Genomic DNA, 17,078 nt, shown 5'->3' with positions numbered 1-17,078 from the left:
AAAAATATAGAGTTTCCGGATTCTTAATAGCTATAAAAGAGCGGCACATAATAGTAGCAGTGCCACGTGAACATATTAAAAGTAATCGTAAGTTAATGGAGGGGTTAAGGAATGCTAAACACAGTTAAATGTTATGAAGCATTATCCAAACAATACGACAAGATGCTTGCAGAACGTAACCGCCTTATAGACGTTATCGACTGGCAACGAAAGAAGATTGAGAGGTTGGAAGATGTCAACAAATATTTGATAGATGATAACGAAAGATTTAAAAGAAGACACAACATGATAACAGATAGAAACATTGAATTATGTGAAGAAAATAAGAATAAAGACAACTTCCTCTCCGAAATCTCACAACACATTGGATGCAAACCGGAAAGCAGCACGTATAAAGCCTTTAGACGTAAATTGGATGAGTTGGAGATTAAAGGGGATAAATGAATAGAAGAAATTTTGAAACCTATAGAAGATTAACTAAAGAAAACAGCCGATAAAATTGGCGATAAGTAAACTAAAAACATGATTATAGTAATAATCGTAAGTAAAAAATTACTAGGTTCTTTTTCCATTGTCAGATACACCTTTCTCTAAAAAAGTTGATTTGAACAGTGTAGTAAAGCAATAGTAATGTGTCAATCACCAATTTATAGAGGTTGACTTATAATAATATGCTACACAGTACAACATGTTGAAAAAAAATAGAGACAGAAATACAAAAAATGAAGTGAAATTTAAAATTAATGACTTGGAGGACGAGTAAATGAACGAACTAATTAAAGCAGTAGAACAATGGAGTATAGATAAAAACTTACACAGAGGTAATCCAGATAGACAAGCATTGAAATTTTATGAGGAAGCTGGAGAAGTTGGAGCAGCATTATCACGTAACAAGATGGACGATCTAAAAGATGGTATAGGCGATACAGTCGTCACATTAATTATATTGGCGCAACAAACATGGTATGACAAGCGAGGAGTGTTTACAGTAAGCGTATGATGAAATCAAAGGAAGAAAAGGAAAGACTATCAATGGAACATTCATCAAAGAATCAGACTTGTAAGGACAAAGACATACTAGATAAAGTTAAAGAACTACTTAATAAGGAGTGACACCATGCAATACCTAATTACAAAAGTAACTGACTCAACAGGTTATCCATTCACGCACGTAACTAAGGCTAGAGAGAATGAAACTTTTATTGTGGTGGATGCAGAGAGTAAAGAAGAGGCTATTAAGAGGATGGAGAGTGACAGGTGAGAATACTTAAAACACTATTAATCATAGTGCTATATGAATTAAGTAAAAAAGTAACATATCAAACTATTACACGTGTACAAGCAAACGACGCAGTGGATCAGTACCCGATGGATTATGAGGTGAGTGAATGATGTTCTGGTTAATCATAAGCATTATACTCGGTGCCATCGCAGCTGTTTCACTTATATACAATGCAGTTAAAGATACGAAAATAGATGCGTTGGAATATGAGGTAGCTTACTTAACACATGTGCTATTTGAGAAACAAATACCGCATAGAGAATTAACGGATGAAGAAATAAGACAAATCAAAGATGCATGGAATAAACGAATTAAATAACTGGAGGTATTAGATGTACAGTGAATCAGAAGTAAGAGAATTAATTACAGGGTATTATTGGAGAACTAATTTAATTGAAGACCAAGTGTATGAATATGACAGTACATCTACTGCTCAATATGGCATCGAATCAGCAATGCCAAAAGCACAGGGTGGTACGGGTGATAAAGTTTTAGTTAGGGTTATGAGGAACGATAAGAATAACAAGCAGATTAAGAAACTAGCAACCGAAACCTCATTTGTGGATGAGCATGAACATAAAATAAGTAATTCTAAGAACTATCATTTGCTCCAGTTATTAAAGAGAGGTGAAAAAGTTAGTACGATTGAAAGGTTATTAGATATAAGTGAACGAAACATATATAACCGAATCAAACAGATAGTTAAAGTATACATGGAAGTACAGCAGTAAATATGCAGAAAATGCAGAGATTGCAGAGTTTGCGCACTATTATGAAATACTTAATTTATTTTATATAATTGACCCATGAGGTAAAACTCACACTATAAATAAGCAATACTATATTATGCTCGATGTGGTAACGAGGTTAAACAACTACCGCACTAATAATGACTATATTATATGAGGCACACCTTGTGATTGGGTGTGTCTTTTTATATGTACGTATTCATACGCCACGATATAAGGACACATTATATAGGTGCCTTTGAATAGGACACATTAGACACATGCCTTGTTAGGTGGTCGGTGAATAGGTGTACGGTTATAGGTCAGGGCTTTGAGCCTTATGGTTACAACCTTGATACCTGTGACCCAATGCCTTACACGTTGATAGCACAACAGGTCTTGACTCGTTTAGGAGATAGGTAAGGCAACACATAGAAAGCTATAACAATGTGTGAGGTCATAAGACTTTGTATAATCATTGATAGAACATTATGTATTATTATTTCGCTAATATTATTCTATGTTTGTTCTATCTTTGATAACAAAGTAATTGTAAACATGATGAAAGATTATTCAATTGATTGATTAATCAAATGATTATGTTTGTTGAAAGATGTGAGAACAATTCCATTAAAGAAATGTAATAAGATTAATTGTAATAAATTAATTTCATTCAATGAAAGTTATTGTGATGAACATAAAGAATTAAAGAATGAATATAAAAAGAATTATGATTCATTTAGATATGAAAGAGATCAAACATTCATTCGATTCTATAACTGTAAATCATGGAAGGATACAAGACATAGTGTGATGCTTGCACATGATTGGTTATGCTGCAACTGCTTATGCAAAGGGTTGTACACCAAAGCTGATGTGGTCGACCATATTGTTGAGATAAAAGACGATTGGGATAAGAGGTTGGATAAGAGTAATCTTGAACCACTGTGTCATGCTTGCCATAACGTTAAGACTATTCGAGAGAAAGAAAGAAGATTGAAAGAGAAAAAATAAAAATATAATTAAAGACGAATTTATATTGACACCGGTGTTTAATGTTCGCCTTTGAAATGTGCCGGGATATATTTTGAGTATTTAATTTTTTGAATTTATATAATGATTTTATAAAAATAATTATCAATTTTATGAAGGGGCGTCACCATTGACCCCAAATGTTTCTGACATTCACAATCCCGACCCGATACCCTTCCGCGAGTCGGATTCTAGTAATAAAAGTAAAATTGCGTACTATTTGAATTAAATCTAATGAAAAGGAGGTTAAACCATGGGAAGAAACTTGAAATTGCTGTCAGAGAATAAGGGAAACCTTACCGTAGAACAACAAGAAAGTAAGAAAGAAGCGGAAAAATCCATCAGAGATTTAGAGCCTTTGGAAAATAAGCCTCCTGATTGGTTAGATGGCACTGCTAAAATCGAATATAACAGGATTATCCCTCTGTTACAAGAATTACCGATAGCTAGTTTAGACTTGGCGCTCGTTTCAGCGTATTGTCAAGCTTATTCAGATTATCAACGGGCAACTGTAGAACTTGCTAGTGGTGAAATGGTAACTTTCACTGAAAGAGGTTCTAAAGTCAATCCGTGGCATCGAGTTAAGGTGGATTCGTTCAACATCATCAATTCTATTGCACCAAAGCTTGGGCTAACCATTGACTCACGTCTTAAAATCTTCACACCCACTGAAACCAAGAAGGAAGATGCCGACCCAATGGCTAGATTTGCAAAATGATAGATTACGAAAGAGATTATACAACAGAATATGCTAAAGCAGTAGTCAGTGGTGAGATTTTAGCTAGTCGAAAGAATATACAGAGTTGTCAAAGGCATTTAGACGATTTGAATAGCCCTTCATTGAATTATCATTTCAATTATGAGAGAGCTAATAACGTTATTGATTTCTTTGGTGAGTTACCTGATCCAAAAAGTAGAAAGTTATTGACACTGGCAGGATATCAAACATTTATTGTCGGTTCCTTAATGGGTTGGCGAGATTCGGAAGATAATCGACGATATACTAAAGCTTATGTCTCAATGGCTCGTAAGAATGGTAAGACTTTAACAATAGCTGGTCTAGCATTGTACGATTTGTTGTACGGTGATGAACCAAGAGCTGAACGACTTATTGGATTGACTGCAAACAACAGAGACCAAGCATCTATTGCTTATAAGATGGTTAAGTCACAACTTGAAGCGGTTAATTCTAGGTCACAGTACACTAAGAAGAATACAAAGATTACAGACAGTAGGAAAATCATAAATAATCTTATTGATGGTTCTGAGATTCGAGCTACATCTTCGGATGCGGGTAGTCAAGAGGGTGAACAGTATTCGTTAGGTATTATTGACGAGTATCATATTGCTAAATCTAACGATATGTTGCAATCGATTAGTAGAGGACAAGTGTTATTGAAATCTCCTTTGCTTATCATTATTTCAACAGCTGGTGAAGATTTGAACGTACCTATGTATGAAGAATATCAATATGTAACACGTTTACTGAACAGAGAAGTTAAGAATGATAACTATTTTGTATATTGTGCTGAACAAGACAGTGAGGACGAGATACACGACCCATCAACATGGATAAAATCAAATCCTTTACTGGAAGTTAATAGTATTGCAGAAGTATTGCGAGAGAATATAAATGATGATGTACAAGAAGGTATTGATAAGAGCGATTTGAACAGTATCTTGGTTAAGAACATGAACTTGTGGAGACAATCAAGTAAAGATACGTATATTCAGATGCACGATTGGCAAGTAGGTTACATGGAGGACGAATTGGATATCAAAGGTAAAGATGTTTACATAGGCGTCGACCTATCACGAAGTGAAGATTTAACTGCCTTGACATTCATCTATCCATTAGAGGATAAGAAGTATTTTGTTGATGCACATGTGTTTGTAGGCTTCAAGAACTCGATACAAGAGAAGTCTAAGAGGGATAAAATAGATTACGAGAAGTTAGTCCGTACTGATAAAGCTAGTTTGACACATGCTGAGTCAGGAATCATTGACCCTGAACAAGTTGTAAACTGGTTAATTGATTTTATTGACGATAACGAGTTAAACGTTAAAGCTATTTGTTATGATCCGTGGGAATCGAGCTATTTTGTGACCAAGATGGAAAAAGAAACTGGACATCCTTTGATAGAAGTCAAACAAGATTATAAATCACTTGGTCCAGTACTGAAACAGTTTAGACTAGATGTTTTTGAGAAACGGGTTGTTCATAATAACAATCCTAACTTGAATCTAGCAATTGGAAACGCAATAACTAAAACAGATAACAATAACATGATGATATTAGATAAGAAAATCAACAGACAGAAAATTGATGCGCTTGTGAGTCTTGTTACAGGATACAGTCAAGCTATTAATTATGAATTTGAATCAGATTTACAAGATTATATCATGTCCGATGATTTCGGATTTTAGGAGGTAAACAATTGAACACTTTAAACAAATTTAAACTCATAGGAGCAGCGATTATCAATAACTTGATACCGTTGCTTTTTTTAATTGGTTTAACACTCATTAACGTTGCTTGTTATATACAGTGGGGAAACGTTACAGGGTTTATTGTTTCAGGAATAACCCTTGTACTCATTGCACTGATACTTGTTGGTGAGAAATCCCAACAACCACCAGAATAAACGACTTATCTGTAAAGGGGGTGTATAAAACTAATGGGAATCTTTTATGAAACACGAAATACAAACGTGTCTACACAGTCTGGTGAAGCTATATTCAGCGCCTTCCCATCGCACTCAATACCATTAAACTTAATGGGTTACGATGCGTACAAAGCACTTAGAAATAGCGATTTATGGACTGCTGTAACACTACTTAGTCGAGATATTGCAAAACTTGATATCAAGATTAAGGAAAATGGTGTTTATAAGGATAAGGACAGGTTGGAGTTCTTACTTAACAAAACACCGAACCCCTTTATGAACGGTTACATGTTGAAGTATATCGTTATGATGAACGCATTACTAACGGGACATGGATATATCAAAATTGAACGTAAAGGGTCGCAAGTTGCAGAGTTATATCACATTTCTACAAGCCAAGTTACTTTGAAAGAGAACGCTAAAGGTAAATTCTACTATGAAGTGAATAATAACAAAGGAACCATGGATGTAGATTATAAAGATATGATTGATGTTAAACCGTTCACCTTAGATGGTATCAATGCGTTGAAGGTATTGGATGCTATTGAAGAGGATATGAACACACAAAGATTTACAAAGAGTTTCTTTACTAAATTCTTTGCAAATGGTGGTCAGAATTCAGGGTTGTTGAAAGTCAAAGACGGTAAATTGAACCAAAAAGCTAGAAACAAGTTAAGGGACGAGTTTACAAAGGCTAACGCAGGAGAAAACAACACTGGTAAGGTGCTTGTGCTCGATTCAACACTGGAATACAAGCAATTAGAAATTGACAGCTCGTTGTTAGACGTTATCAGCAAGAACCAAACCCCTACAAAGGCTATTGCAAAAGCTTTTCAAATACCTTTATCTAAATTCGGTATGGAACTTTCGAATACGTCATTAAAAGATGTGAACAATGATTATTTAACCAACTGTTTAGGTGGCTATATGAAAACTTGGGAAGCAGAGTTGGATTTTAAACTTGTAGGTGATAAAGATCAATACGTTAAAGAGTTTAAATTTGATTCTAGTTCTTACCGTAAGATTGATTGGGATAAATTTGTTGAAACGCTTAATACTCAACTTGAAAAAGGTGCTATAACACCAGATGAGTACCGTTCGGACATCGGCAGAGAGCCGTTTGATAACGGCGTGGGTGCTGTACCACGCTTTGACCTTAACCATATCAGTGCAGATATTGCTGATGATTATCAGTTGAGAAAAACATCAACAAATAACCAAGCGCCCAATCCGGATACAGAGGGTCAGCCCACTTTGAAGGGTGGTGAGAATATTGAATAACTTAGAATTACGTTCTACAGAAACGATTAAAGCAGTTGATAATGAAAAGATGATTGTGGAGGGTTATGCCTTACGATTCAACACTTTATCTAATGATTTAGGTGGGTTTGTTGAGACTATAAGCCCACAAGCTTTGAAAGACACAGATTTAACTGATGTAAGATGCTTGATTGACCATGATTCTAGTAAGGTGTTAGGACGTACGGCTTCTGAAACATTAAGTTTAAATATAGATGATGAAGGGTTATATTTCCGATGTCAGTTACCTGATACATCATATAGTCGTGATTTATACGAGAACATTAGACTTGGAAACATCAATCAATGTAGTTTTGGTTTCATTCTTGATGAAGACGGGGACACAATCGAAAAGAGAGATGATGGCCTGTTCAAACGAACATTAAATAAGATAAAAAGTCTTTTTGACGTGTCAGTGGTGACTTTCCCCGCATATCAAGACACGGATGTTGCACCAGCTTTAAGAAGTATTGAAGTGGTCAAGGAACAAGAGCAAGAAGAAATTCGTAAACGTGAAACAGAGCAAAGAAATCGAACTGAATTATTAAAAGCACAATTAGATCTACTCAAATTAAAGTAGGTCTATTTTTTATGCGAAAAATCAAGTGGGAGGCAATATAAATGGCTGAAGATATCAAAGAGTTACGTTCATTACGAGCGGAACAAGTAGACGCTGCTGAAAAAGCTATTGCGGATGAAAAACCGGAAGAGGCTAAGGATGCGTTAGAAGAAATTAAGAAATTAGACGAACGTATTTCAAAAATCGAGGAAGAACTCGATCTTGAAAAGAAAGATAAAGAAGAACCAAAAGAGCCGGATGCTAAAGGCGAGCCGGAATTCAACTCACAAACACACGAAGGAGAAACGAGAGATATGAACAATGTGATTAAACCGTCAGTTAATCAAGAAACTGAAAGTAAAGAAGTAAGAGGCTTTATGCAATATTTACGTTCTAAAGGTGAAGTACGTGAAGATGTTACATCTGTAAATATGGATATTATTATCCCTAAAGATATTTCAACACAACCAGTTACTTTACCTGAAACAGTTATCGACTTAAAACAATTTGTAAATATTGTGAAAGTACCAACTGCCCAAGGTTCATACCCAATTTTAGAATCAGCTACAGAAGTTATGCACACTGTGGAAGAACTTGCGAAAAACCCTGAACTTGCAGCGCCTAAATTCTTAGATGTTGACTATAAAGTTCAAACATATCGTGGCCAAATTGCGATTTCAGAAGAATCATTACAAGACAGTACGCCTGAGTTAGCAAATTTAGTAGCACAAAATAACGCTCGTATTGGTTTGAACACAACTAACCAAGCAATCGCTAACGTTATGAAAAAATATTCGCCTAAGACTGTAACAGGTACTGATTCGCTTAAAACTATTTTAAACGTAGATTTCGACCCAGCTTATAATATTAGTTTAGTTGTTTCATCTACTTTTTATAACGAATTAGATTTATTAAAAGATAAAAATGGTCAATATATTTTACAACAAGATGTCACTTCTCCATCCGGTAAGACTGTTTTTGGTCGTCCAGTTTACGTTGTTTCTGATACTGCACTTGGACTTGCTGGAGAAGCTAAAGCGTTTGTCGGTGATTTAAAAGAAGCTATATTCTTTGCAGATCGTGCGCAAGCTGCCGTTCGTTGGATTGATAACGAAATTTATGGTCAATTATTAGCGATTTCACAACGTTTCGATGTTGTATCAGCTAACGAAAAAGCTGGTTTCTTTGTTACGGGTGAGTTTCCGAAAGAAGATACTCCCAGCGAAGCCTAATAACATTAATGTTAAGGCAAATATCAAATCAGCAAGAATAACAGTTAATTAGGAGGCAATACGATGGCAGATGTATTAAAAGTTTATCAAGGACAAACCGTTGTAGGACAAGCAGAACGTTCAGTGGATGGTACAGCGTCAGTAACAGTTGAAGGTTTAGAAGTTGGAACTGAATATCCAGCAGGTACTTATGAAGTGGCGTTTAGTAACGAATCAGGAGAATCAGCAAAAGTTGATGTTCCTGCTTTCACTACTAAAGAAAGTGCACCTACAGAACCTGAAAACGTTGAAGTTAACGCTAATGAAGATTCAGCGGATGTATCGGCAGAATAAGAAAGGGTGATTCATTATGGATTTGGAAACCCTTAAGCTTCATATGCACATCACACATTCAATGGAAGATTCACTAATTGAAATGTATAAGGAATGGGCAGAGTCAGAAATTAAAGACTCTGTTTATCCTGATGATTTAACACGAAATGAAGAATATTTTATCGATAATAAGATTTTTGAACGTGGGGTTTTCTTACTCACATCTCATTACTTCCAAAGCCGATACGCATATTCGGACATTGATTATAAAACGTGTCCAGATGGTGTGCTTGGTACCATACAGAAATTAAGGGGGGGTTATCCGTATGAGAGTTGATGCAATGCAAGACTTTGTAACGTTTTACTCTAGTGGTACTGATAGTCCTTATCCTGGTATGGGTGGAAAAGAAGTAGTTTTTAAATCATGGGGAGAAATTTACGAACCATCAAGTAAAGATATTGAACTAAGTAGTTTAGAAACCTCCAGCGTCAATGTGACGTTAGTTGTTCGTAATACTTTTCCAGAGTTCGTTCCTAAAGTTAACCAAACCTTTATCATACAGACAGGTATGTATCAAGACACTGAATTTAACATTAAAAACGTTGCTCCTAAAGATGAAAATACTATTAAAATAGTAGGTTCTAAAATATGGGCGTAAAAATAGAAGGTCTTGAAGCAATCGAAGATGATATTCGCAGACTATACAGTCGACCAAGTATGAACAAGGCAGAAAAGAAAGCTATACAAGCTGGTGGGAACTTTATAAGGAACAAAATCGCAACTAATTTAAATCGTGTTAAAGATACTGGTGAACTTGCTGTCGGTACTGATTTAAGGAATCCCAATAAAGTTGGTTCTGAAATGATTGGTAATATTTATTGGCGAGGAGATCATAAATCTTTAGCTTACATTAATGAACAAGGGCATTATCTTAAAAATGGTTCTTTCTACAAACCTAGGGGAGCTGGAACAGTTAACACTGTATTACGTTATTACAATGACCAGTATTTTGACATCATCAAAAGGGAGATGAATAAGAGATGACAGATTTGTTCATCGAGATTCACAATGCTCTATTAGATGACCCTGTCATTTCTAAACATTTCCGAAATGGTGATATTGAATTTCTTATTCACCCTAACGCTAACGACATTTCTCAAAACGTAATTGTTATTGATGAAGTGTTTAGTCCGGTGATGTCAGATTTTGCAGATGACAATCCTTTAACTTACGAGTATTTACTACAAATAGATGTGTTCGTTAAACAACAAAATAATCAAGTCAATGGCTCCTTACTCAGTAGGGAGCTTATTTTATGTGTTTCAAAAATCATGTGGGAGCAATTCGGTTTTGGAGAATTCAATTCATTCAAACCTGAATACTACCCAGATTTCAAATTGTATCAAACCTCTAAACAATACAGAGGCAAAAAATATATTAACAAGGGGTATTTATAATGGCTAAAAAATATAACTCATTTACAGGATTAACAGGTTTTCACTACCAAGTACATGGTGAAGAAGCACAGAAAGTAGAACGTATTGAATATTTACAAGAAGTATCAGTGTCTAAAGAACAATCAATCGAAAAAGCTTACGGTGATAACTCTGTAGCAGAAATGGCAGTATCAAACGGAACGATTGAACTTGAGTCTACATTCCATCATTTACCATTAGAAGATCGTGTCGCTTTATTCGGTTTAACTAAAACAGACGATGGACTTGTTTATGTTGGAGATAATACACCACCATACGTTTCAGTTATCTTTGAAAAAACTATGGAATCAGGCGCAGTTGAATATGTTGGTTTACCAAAAGGATTATTCACATTCCCTGAAGTTTCTGGACAAACTAAAGAAGACGGCGTTGAGTTCTCACAAGATGCTTCTACTGGTGAATTCATGCCTACAGACATCAAAGGTGTTGAAGGTAAGCAAGCAATGATTCTTGGACGTGACGAAAAAGGCGAAACTAAGATGCGCGACGCTATCTATCAAAAAGTATTTGGTGTAGCACATCCTGACGCTAAACCAGTTACACCCTAAGGTTCCCCAAAACGTAGTGGTTAATGCTGATATTGATTCAGCATCAATTGTTGCAGAATAGGGGCAAAGTAATCATGAACGAGGTATCCAAAATGTGGATATCTCTTTTCTTATAACAAAAAATAAAACAAAAGAGGTAATTATCTATGACAACTAAAACTAAACAAATGAGTATTGAATTAATCCAAGAAGTTAAAGACAACGGGGAATTAGTAACACAAGAATTTAAATCACCAACTTTTATTCCTTTCAGTAAATTAATGAAAGCTACAAAACAGTTAGAAAAATTAGAAGATAAATCAGAAATGGAAGCAATGGACGAAATGATGCAAGTTATTTGCGACCTTTACAACAACCAATTCACACCTGACCAATTAATGGACGGATTACATGCTCCAGATGCGGTTAGAGTTATTAGAGAAAATATCGAGTTTATCTCTACTGGTGAACTTCCTAAAAAATAATAAGGCGAGTGATTGACGATGAAAAGTAACAGTATAGAATTTGTTACGCAATTTGATTCATCGGGTGAACCTTTGAAGTGGGACACATTCAACACGCGCCCTTCTTTAAAGTTATCCCTCGTATATGAATGTGTAGATTTCCTTTCATCTTCAAACAATAGCCCTAATTTAAAAGATTTACACCAGTTGCTTGACCTTGTTGTGAGAATTTATGATGAACAGTTTACCAAGTCACAGCTAATCGATGGACTACCACTATACAAAGCGATAACAAACCTATATGAACAGGTGACATTCGTTGCAAGCGGTCGGGGTGTCGATGATGAAGTGACTGATAAAGAAATAAAACAAACCACTGTCAACAGTTGGGGAGATTATAAAAACAATCTTAAAGCAACGATACAAGACATGGTGAAAGAAGGCGGTCAGAACATTAACAATGTTTTGGATATGCCTTTTTATTTTGTATTCGATGAATTGAACGGAGAGGCTAAGAAGAAAGAACACAAAGAGTCAATGTTAGACGCGTTCACTTGATAAAGGGGTGACAAGATGAAAAAGGATAGTGAGTTGAATTACGAATCAAGTATGTTACTTGCGTTTCTGAATGTACCTATTAATTACAAATGTGAATCGATGATTACTGCATTCTCTATCTAACGAAAATACATTTGAAAGGTAGGTGAGGAAATGGCAGAAGATATAAGAAGTATGCGAATAGAATTATCCATGAAAGATATGGGTATCAAGCGTACAGTTGGTGAGATAAACAAATCGTTTAGAGCCTTGAAAAGTGAAGTATCTACTTCATCAAAGAAGTTACAATATGGTGAGAAAAGCGTTGCTTCATATGAAAAGAACGTTAAAGATTTAACTTTAGCCCATAAAGCATCAAGACAAAATTTAAAAGAACTAACAAGGCAATATCATGAAGTTGGAAAAGCTCAAGGTTATTCGAGTAGTCAGGCTTTAGGTTTACAGAAAAGTATATCTGACCAAGAAAGAGAAATGCACTTCTTAGGTCGTCAAATTGTTAACACTACAAATGAGATGAATGAATTTAAAACAGCTCAAAAAGTAGACAATACAGGTTGGGCTAAGATGGGTAAAGGCTTTGAAGGTATGAGTACGAAGATAAGAGGCGTATCGACCCAAATGGCTGAAATCGGCTCGACTCTTACAAGTAAAATTACCAAACCCGCATTAATAGCTGGTGCTGCTATGGGTGGTATAACTGCAAAACTTGGTTTCGATAGACTTGTAGGTTTGGATACAGCTAAAGCGAAACTTGAAGGATTGGGTTATTCAACTAAAGAAGTAGGTTCAATCACTGGACAGATAACCAATGCTATTAAAGGTGGTATGACCACAATGGCAGAAGGTACCGACGTTGCAGCAGGTGCTTTGGCAGCAGGTGTAAGTGAAGGTAAAGAGTTAGAGAAATATATCAAACTTGTTGGTGATGCAGCAGTTGGTAGTAACAGACCTGTATCAGAAATGGCAATGATATTTAACCGTGTGCAAGGTCAAGGTAAGTTAATGACCCAAGAGTTAAACATGGTTGAAGAAGGCATGCCCGGTTTCAGTAACGCATTGGCTAAACACTTAGGTGTATCTTACGATGCGTTTAGAGAAATGGTCACAGCCGGAGAAGTGAGCGCGAAAGACTTTACCACAGTAATGGATGATTTCGCTGGAGGTATGGCTGGTGCTTACTCTAAATCTTGGCAAGGTATGGTTCAGAATACTAAAGCTTATGTAGGTATGATTGGTGAAAGTCTATTAAGTGGTGTGTTTGAACAGGCTAAAGGTTCGTTACATGAGTTTGAAAAGTTATTACAATCAGACGGTGCTCAGAAATGGGCAACACAAACTGGTGTTAAATTAGCAAATGCTTTTACAGTTATTGCTAATGGTATTAGTGGTGTTGTTGATTGGTGGAATAGTTTAAATGGTTCTACACAGAAAGTATTGGGTGGAATAATTAAATGGTCAGCTCTAACACTCGTTGTAGTAGGACCGTTACTAAAAATATTCAGTAAGTTAGGATTTATGATTGCAGGTGTGTTTGGTCCATTTGGCAAATTCCTTGGAATCATCGGAAAAGTAGCGGTCGCAAGTAAATCAGCTGGTGGAATCATCGCTGGTATTACGACACTGTTTCCTAAGTTGGGTGCAGCGCTGTTAGTTGCTACTGGTCCAGTTGGTTGGATTGTCGCAGCTATTGTCGCACTTGGTGCAGCCTTTGTCATAGCTTATAAGAAATCTGAAACGTTCAGAAATATTGTGAACGGTGCAATCAATGGTGTTGTAGCTGGATTTAAAATATTGTGGTCGGGTATCATGACGGTGCTTACACCTATTGGTAATGCAATCGCAAAATTCGGTAGACAACTAGCTAAAACTTTCGGTCAATTTTGGGCTGAGAATGGTCCACAATTCATGCAGGCATTGAATAACATTAAATCCGGATTCATGATTGTTTGGTCTATAATACGACCAATACTTTCAGGAATAGGTTCATTATTCAAATCTGTATTTGGAGGAATCTTATCCTTTATTAAATTTATTATGCCGGGCATACAAGCTATATTTAAAGTTGGCTGGGCGATTATCAAATATATTTTCGTCTCAACTTGGGAGGCTATCAAGGGTGTAGTAAATGGTGGACTAAAAGTTATCATGGGTATAATACAGGTATTCTCAGGACTGTTTACAGGTAACTTCAAATTAATGTGGTCAGGTGTAAAAAACATATTCTTTGGCGCATTACAATTCATTTGGAATTTAGTACAACTTTGGTTCGTTGGTAAAATCTTTGGTGTATTCAAACTAGTATTAAACTTAATCAAGAAAGTTGTAACAGGTTCACTTGGTTCAGTAAAAGGTACTTTCACATCCGTACTAGGTTCGATATGGGACGTAGTGAAAAAAGTATTTGGTTGGATTGGTAGTTTTACACGTTCGATTTTTACTGGTATTTGGAAATTTACTAAAGCCGTGTGGTCAAACATAAAATTGGCAATAACTAACCCAGTTGGATTTGTTAACAAATGGGTGACTTCAAAATTCAGAGGGATGTCCGGTGCAGTTAAGGCTATTTTCTCAGGACTTAAAAAAGCCACAACTGTAATTTTCTCAACAATGAGAACTGTATTAGTAAATATTGCAAAAGCTTTATCAAATCTTTTACGTGGTAACTTCTCAGGAATGAGTAAAAATTTACAAAACATTACAAGAGCATTGAAAAATGCAGTTGTGAAATTGTGGAGAATACTGAAAGATACAGTAGTCAATGTAGCTAAATCTTTATGGAACGGTGTAAAAGATCGTTTCAATGGTTTGAAAAAATCAGCTACAGATATTACGCAGAAATTGAAAAACGTAGTAATAGATAAGTGGAAGGGTCTAAAAAAATCAGTTGTCGATTTAGCCACTGGAGCCAAAGGTGGAGTCGTTAATGGTTTCAAAGCCATGTATAACAAAGGCGTTGAATGGCTAGATAAGTTAAAAGGGTTTATTAAAAATGCTAAAGATGGATTCAAGAAAGTTGCTACAGATCTTGGTAAAGGTGTGGCGAACGGTGCTATTTCTGGACTGAACGCTATGATAGATGGAATCAACTCACTATCAAATAAGATTATGAAGAAAAAACTTATCAAGAATAAAATCAAACCATTATCAACTGGTACCGCAGCAAGTCTGGGAGTACAAACTAACTCACAAGGACAACTGACAAAATCAACTAGAGCAGTGGTTAATGATAAAGGTTTAGGTAACGCACGTGGTCCTGGTGGTCACAAGGAAATTATACAACGTAGAAATGGTGACTTACAACAGGTTAAAGGACGCAACAAAGTTGTAAGGCTTAAACGTGGTGACGCAGTTCACAATGGTATGCAATCTAAAGCTTTACGTCCACATCTTTCAACTGGTACTGGTATAACAGGTATGGACTTGTTGAAAAACGGTAAAAAACATAAAAAACATGACGAAGTGTACGGTGATGTACCAGCAAATAATAAAGGTGGTGGCTGTAGTTGGAATCCAGCTACAGCAATAGCCGACGGTTCAAAAGGTGCATGGGATTGGACAAAAGACCAAGCTAAGAAAGCGAAAGATACTTTTGGTAAAGCTATTGGCGACGTAATGGATTATGCTACAAATCCCGGTAAACTCATTGGTAAGGTGATGAATCATTTCGGTATTGACTTCTCTGGTGTAGGCGGGGAAGCGATGGGCGGTACAATATCATGGGCTTATGATGGTTTAAAAAAAGGACTTAAGGATTTAGTGTCTGGATGGTTCACTGAATTAGAGGGCGATGGTGACGGTAGTTACATTGACCTATCTAAAGGCATTAACTTCCCGTACAGCCCAGACGGTCGAGCGCCGGGTTACCCGTTTGCTGGTCCGCATATGGGTGTAGATATTAACTATATTTACGATAAATTGTATTCTGTTCTATCTGGTAAAGCAACAGCTCGAAGTGGTTGGAACGGTGGGTTTGGTAACATGGTTGATATTGTCAGCGGTGCTCATAAAGTCATTTACGGTCATATGAGTAAACATGCTTTCAGCGGAAGTAAACAAGTTAAACCAGGTGATGAACTTGGTGTGTCTGGTAACTCGGGTCGTTCATCGGGACCACATTTACACTTTGAAGTACAGAAAAACGGTACACCTATTGACCCACTTGATTGGTTGAAGAAAAACGACGGCGGAGGTAAAGGTGCTGGTAAATGGAAACCACAAGTTAAAAAAGCTTTACAAATGAATGGTCTTCCAACCTCAGCATCGTATGTTAACGCATGGTTGAAACAGATACAAACAGAGTCTGGTGGCAACGCAAAAGCTATGGGTGGTACTGACGGTTTAGCTGATGGGCGTGCGCAAGGTTTGGTACAAGTTAAACCCGGCACGTTCAACGCTAATAAACATAAAGGTCATGGTAATATCATGAATGGTCTTGATAATTTATTGGCGGGCATTAAATACGCTAAAGGTCGTTATGGTGCTAAAGGTATGTTGAACGCTATCGGTAAAGGCCATGGTTATGCCACAGGTGGGATCATTAACTCTAATGGTATGTACAACCTTGCAGAAGATGGACACAGTGAAGTTGTAGTTCCACTTGATCCAGCACGTGCAAGTGACGCAATGAAACTTATCACTTATGCGCAAAGTAAAATTAAGGATAAGAAGAATAAAAGACCTAATCAAGTACCAACACCATCTACTAGTGGTAATAACACAGGTGGCGACAATACAAACTTATTACTACGAATGATTGCGAACCAACAGAAACAACTAGATGCTTTAATGGAAATTGCAAGAAGTAATAAACACATTGAAGAACAACCTAAAGGATTCAACACCGACGATGTTTCACAAGGACTAGGTAAGAAATCAAGAATGAGAGCAATGAATTTTGGTATGTAATAAATGGAGGTAGCGAC

Annotated in this window: 21 protein-coding genes and 2 pseudogenes; all 23 read left to right on the top strand. The window is 36.3% G+C overall.

Annotated features, from left to right (window positions below; all coding sequences use genetic code 11):
* The first annotated feature begins 111 nt into the window (after nucleotides 1–111).
* The 23 genes and pseudogenes from M4L39_RS08050 (at nucleotide 112) to M4L39_RS07945 (ending at nucleotide 17,061) form a co-directional block, all read left to right on the top strand.
* Nucleotides 112–444, top strand: coding sequence for a hypothetical protein (locus M4L39_RS08050; RefSeq protein ID WP_057511909.1), 333 nt, complete (start codon nucleotides 112–114; stop codon nucleotides 442–444).
* 319 nt (nucleotides 445–763) lie between these two features.
* A pseudogene (locus M4L39_RS08045) lies at nucleotides 764–1,064 on the top strand (MazG-like family protein).
* Between the two features lie 53 nt (nucleotides 1,065–1,117).
* Nucleotides 1,118–1,261, top strand: coding sequence for a DUF1381 domain-containing protein (locus M4L39_RS08040; protein WP_082587044.1), 144 nt, complete (start codon nucleotides 1,118–1,120; stop codon nucleotides 1,259–1,261).
* A complete protein-coding gene (gene rinB / locus M4L39_RS08035) occupies nucleotides 1,258–1,392 on the top strand; it encodes a transcriptional activator RinB (RefSeq protein ID WP_156393414.1) in 135 nt (44 codons plus the stop codon). The genes M4L39_RS08040 and rinB overlap by 4 nt, the downstream gene beginning before the upstream one ends.
* A complete protein-coding gene (locus M4L39_RS08030) occupies nucleotides 1,392–1,601 on the top strand; it encodes a hypothetical protein (protein WP_172793150.1) in 210 nt (69 codons plus the stop codon). The genes rinB and M4L39_RS08030 overlap by 1 nt, the downstream gene beginning before the upstream one ends.
* A gap of 13 nt (nucleotides 1,602–1,614) precedes the next feature.
* Nucleotides 1,615–2,013: a hypothetical protein gene (locus tag M4L39_RS08025; protein WP_057511911.1), complete on the top strand. Its 399-nt coding sequence runs from the start codon at nucleotides 1,615–1,617 to the stop codon at nucleotides 2,011–2,013.
* Nucleotides 2,014–2,823: 810 nt separating this feature from the next.
* Nucleotides 2,824–3,024 (top strand): HNH endonuclease, encoded by a 201-nt coding sequence (locus tag M4L39_RS08020; RefSeq protein ID WP_277581645.1) that lies wholly within the window; start codon nucleotides 2,824–2,826, stop codon nucleotides 3,022–3,024.
* 271 nt (nucleotides 3,025–3,295) lie between these two features.
* Nucleotides 3,296–3,760 carry a phage terminase small subunit P27 family gene (locus M4L39_RS08015; RefSeq protein ID WP_057511913.1) on the top strand — a complete coding sequence of 155 codons (465 nt, stop codon included), beginning with the start codon at nucleotides 3,296–3,298 and terminating at the stop codon, nucleotides 3,758–3,760.
* Entirely contained in the window at nucleotides 3,757–5,469 is a 1,713-nt protein-coding gene (locus tag M4L39_RS08010; RefSeq protein ID WP_057511914.1) for a terminase large subunit, read from the top strand. Before M4L39_RS08015 ends, M4L39_RS08010 begins: the two co-directional genes overlap by 4 nt.
* Before the next feature lie 11 nt (nucleotides 5,470–5,480).
* Nucleotides 5,481–5,687, top strand: coding sequence for a hypothetical protein (locus tag M4L39_RS08005; protein ID WP_057511915.1), 207 nt, complete (start codon nucleotides 5,481–5,483; stop codon nucleotides 5,685–5,687).
* A 33-nt stretch (nucleotides 5,688–5,720) separates the two neighbouring features.
* The gene (locus M4L39_RS08000; RefSeq protein ID WP_277581557.1) at nucleotides 5,721–6,989 is read left to right on the top strand and encodes a phage portal protein; all 1,269 of its coding nucleotides are present in this window, start codon (nucleotides 5,721–5,723) and stop codon (nucleotides 6,987–6,989) included.
* Complete coding sequence (locus M4L39_RS07995; RefSeq protein ID WP_431197632.1) at nucleotides 6,979–7,587, top strand: HK97 family phage prohead protease; 609 nt, start codon at nucleotides 6,979–6,981, stop codon at nucleotides 7,585–7,587. Before M4L39_RS08000 ends, M4L39_RS07995 begins: the two co-directional genes overlap by 11 nt.
* Nucleotides 7,588–7,628: 41 nt before the next feature.
* Nucleotides 7,629–8,798, top strand: coding sequence for a phage major capsid protein (locus M4L39_RS07990; protein WP_277581555.1), 1,170 nt, complete (start codon nucleotides 7,629–7,631; stop codon nucleotides 8,796–8,798).
* 63 nt (nucleotides 8,799–8,861) lie between these two features.
* Nucleotides 8,862–9,131 carry a fibronectin type III domain-containing protein gene (locus tag M4L39_RS07985; protein WP_277581554.1) on the top strand — a complete coding sequence of 90 codons (270 nt, stop codon included), beginning with the start codon at nucleotides 8,862–8,864 and terminating at the stop codon, nucleotides 9,129–9,131.
* A gap of 16 nt (nucleotides 9,132–9,147) precedes the next feature.
* Complete coding sequence (locus tag M4L39_RS07980; RefSeq protein WP_057511920.1) at nucleotides 9,148–9,447, top strand: head-tail connector protein; 300 nt, start codon at nucleotides 9,148–9,150, stop codon at nucleotides 9,445–9,447.
* On the top strand, nucleotides 9,437–9,769 hold the full coding sequence (locus M4L39_RS07975; protein ID WP_277581553.1) for a hypothetical protein: 333 nt from the start codon (nucleotides 9,437–9,439) through the stop codon (nucleotides 9,767–9,769). The genes M4L39_RS07980 and M4L39_RS07975 overlap by 11 nt, the downstream gene beginning before the upstream one ends.
* Nucleotides 9,760–10,155 (top strand): hypothetical protein, encoded by a 396-nt coding sequence (locus M4L39_RS07970; protein WP_057511922.1) that lies wholly within the window; start codon nucleotides 9,760–9,762, stop codon nucleotides 10,153–10,155. Before M4L39_RS07975 ends, M4L39_RS07970 begins: the two co-directional genes overlap by 10 nt.
* Nucleotides 10,152–10,568, top strand: a complete 417-nt coding sequence (locus M4L39_RS07965) for a hypothetical protein (protein ID WP_057511923.1) — start codon at nucleotides 10,152–10,154, stop codon at nucleotides 10,566–10,568. The genes M4L39_RS07970 and M4L39_RS07965 overlap by 4 nt, the downstream gene beginning before the upstream one ends.
* Nucleotides 10,565–11,155 carry a major tail protein gene (locus tag M4L39_RS07960; protein WP_156393416.1) on the top strand — a complete coding sequence of 197 codons (591 nt, stop codon included), beginning with the start codon at nucleotides 10,565–10,567 and terminating at the stop codon, nucleotides 11,153–11,155. Before M4L39_RS07965 ends, M4L39_RS07960 begins: the two co-directional genes overlap by 4 nt.
* Nucleotides 11,156–11,301: 146 nt before the next feature.
* The gene (gene gpG / locus M4L39_RS07955) at nucleotides 11,302–11,619 is read left to right on the top strand and encodes a phage tail assembly chaperone G (RefSeq protein WP_277581552.1); all 318 of its coding nucleotides are present in this window, start codon (nucleotides 11,302–11,304) and stop codon (nucleotides 11,617–11,619) included.
* Nucleotides 11,620–11,637: 18 nt separating this feature from the next.
* Nucleotides 11,638–11,946: pseudogene (gene gpG, locus M4L39_RS14605) on the top strand (phage tail assembly chaperone G); the annotation flags it as partial.
* Nucleotides 11,947–12,027: 81 nt separating this feature from the next.
* Complete coding sequence (gene gpGT, locus M4L39_RS14600; RefSeq protein WP_394802728.1) at nucleotides 12,028–12,156, top strand: phage tail assembly chaperone GT; 129 nt, start codon at nucleotides 12,028–12,030, stop codon at nucleotides 12,154–12,156.
* A 153-nt stretch (nucleotides 12,157–12,309) separates the two neighbouring features.
* A complete protein-coding gene (locus M4L39_RS07945) occupies nucleotides 12,310–17,061 on the top strand; it encodes a peptidoglycan DD-metalloendopeptidase family protein (RefSeq protein ID WP_277581551.1) in 4,752 nt (1,583 codons plus the stop codon).
* Nucleotides 17,062–17,078 lie beyond the last annotated feature (17 nt).

Origin of the sequence: Staphylococcus equorum, assembly GCF_029531845.1 — a bacterium.
GTDB classification, from domain to species: Bacteria; Bacillota; Bacilli; order Staphylococcales; family Staphylococcaceae; genus Staphylococcus; species Staphylococcus equorum_C.
The sequence above is the reverse complement of the archived record's forward strand: the minus strand, read 5'-3'. Positions and strand labels throughout refer to the sequence as shown.

What these genes read in the sequence shown, in the direction of transcription:
- M4L39_RS08050 (WP_057511909.1), top strand. Translation starts at nt 112, where the DNA reads ATGCTAAACACAGTTAAATGTTATGAAGCATTATCCAAACAATACGAC.
- M4L39_RS08040 (WP_082587044.1), top strand. Translation starts at nt 1,118, where the DNA reads ATGCAATACCTAATTACAAAAGTAACTGACTCAACAGGTTATCCATTC.
- M4L39_RS08030 (WP_172793150.1), top strand. Translation starts at nt 1,392, where the DNA reads ATGTTCTGGTTAATCATAAGCATTATACTCGGTGCCATCGCAGCTGTT.
- M4L39_RS08025 (WP_057511911.1), top strand. Translation starts at nt 1,615, where the DNA reads ATGTACAGTGAATCAGAAGTAAGAGAATTAATTACAGGGTATTATTGG.
- M4L39_RS08020 (WP_277581645.1), top strand. Translation starts at nt 2,824, where the DNA reads ATGCTTGCACATGATTGGTTATGCTGCAACTGCTTATGCAAAGGGTTG.
- M4L39_RS08015 (WP_057511913.1), top strand. Translation starts at nt 3,296, where the DNA reads ATGGGAAGAAACTTGAAATTGCTGTCAGAGAATAAGGGAAACCTTACC.
- M4L39_RS08010 (WP_057511914.1), top strand. Translation starts at nt 3,757, where the DNA reads ATGATAGATTACGAAAGAGATTATACAACAGAATATGCTAAAGCAGTA.
- M4L39_RS08000 (WP_277581557.1), top strand. Translation starts at nt 5,721, where the DNA reads ATGGGAATCTTTTATGAAACACGAAATACAAACGTGTCTACACAGTCT.
- M4L39_RS07990 (WP_277581555.1), top strand. Translation starts at nt 7,629, where the DNA reads ATGGCTGAAGATATCAAAGAGTTACGTTCATTACGAGCGGAACAAGTA.
- M4L39_RS07985 (WP_277581554.1), top strand. Translation starts at nt 8,862, where the DNA reads ATGGCAGATGTATTAAAAGTTTATCAAGGACAAACCGTTGTAGGACAA.
- M4L39_RS07980 (WP_057511920.1), top strand. Translation starts at nt 9,148, where the DNA reads ATGGATTTGGAAACCCTTAAGCTTCATATGCACATCACACATTCAATG.
- M4L39_RS07975 (WP_277581553.1), top strand. Translation starts at nt 9,437, where the DNA reads ATGAGAGTTGATGCAATGCAAGACTTTGTAACGTTTTACTCTAGTGGT.
- M4L39_RS07970 (WP_057511922.1), top strand. Translation starts at nt 9,760, where the DNA reads ATGGGCGTAAAAATAGAAGGTCTTGAAGCAATCGAAGATGATATTCGC.
- M4L39_RS07965 (WP_057511923.1), top strand. Translation starts at nt 10,152, where the DNA reads ATGACAGATTTGTTCATCGAGATTCACAATGCTCTATTAGATGACCCT.
- gpG (WP_277581552.1), top strand. Translation starts at nt 11,302, where the DNA reads ATGACAACTAAAACTAAACAAATGAGTATTGAATTAATCCAAGAAGTT.
- gpGT (WP_394802728.1), top strand. Translation starts at nt 12,028, where the DNA reads ATGGTGAAAGAAGGCGGTCAGAACATTAACAATGTTTTGGATATGCCT.
- M4L39_RS07945 (WP_277581551.1), top strand. Translation starts at nt 12,310, where the DNA reads ATGGCAGAAGATATAAGAAGTATGCGAATAGAATTATCCATGAAAGAT.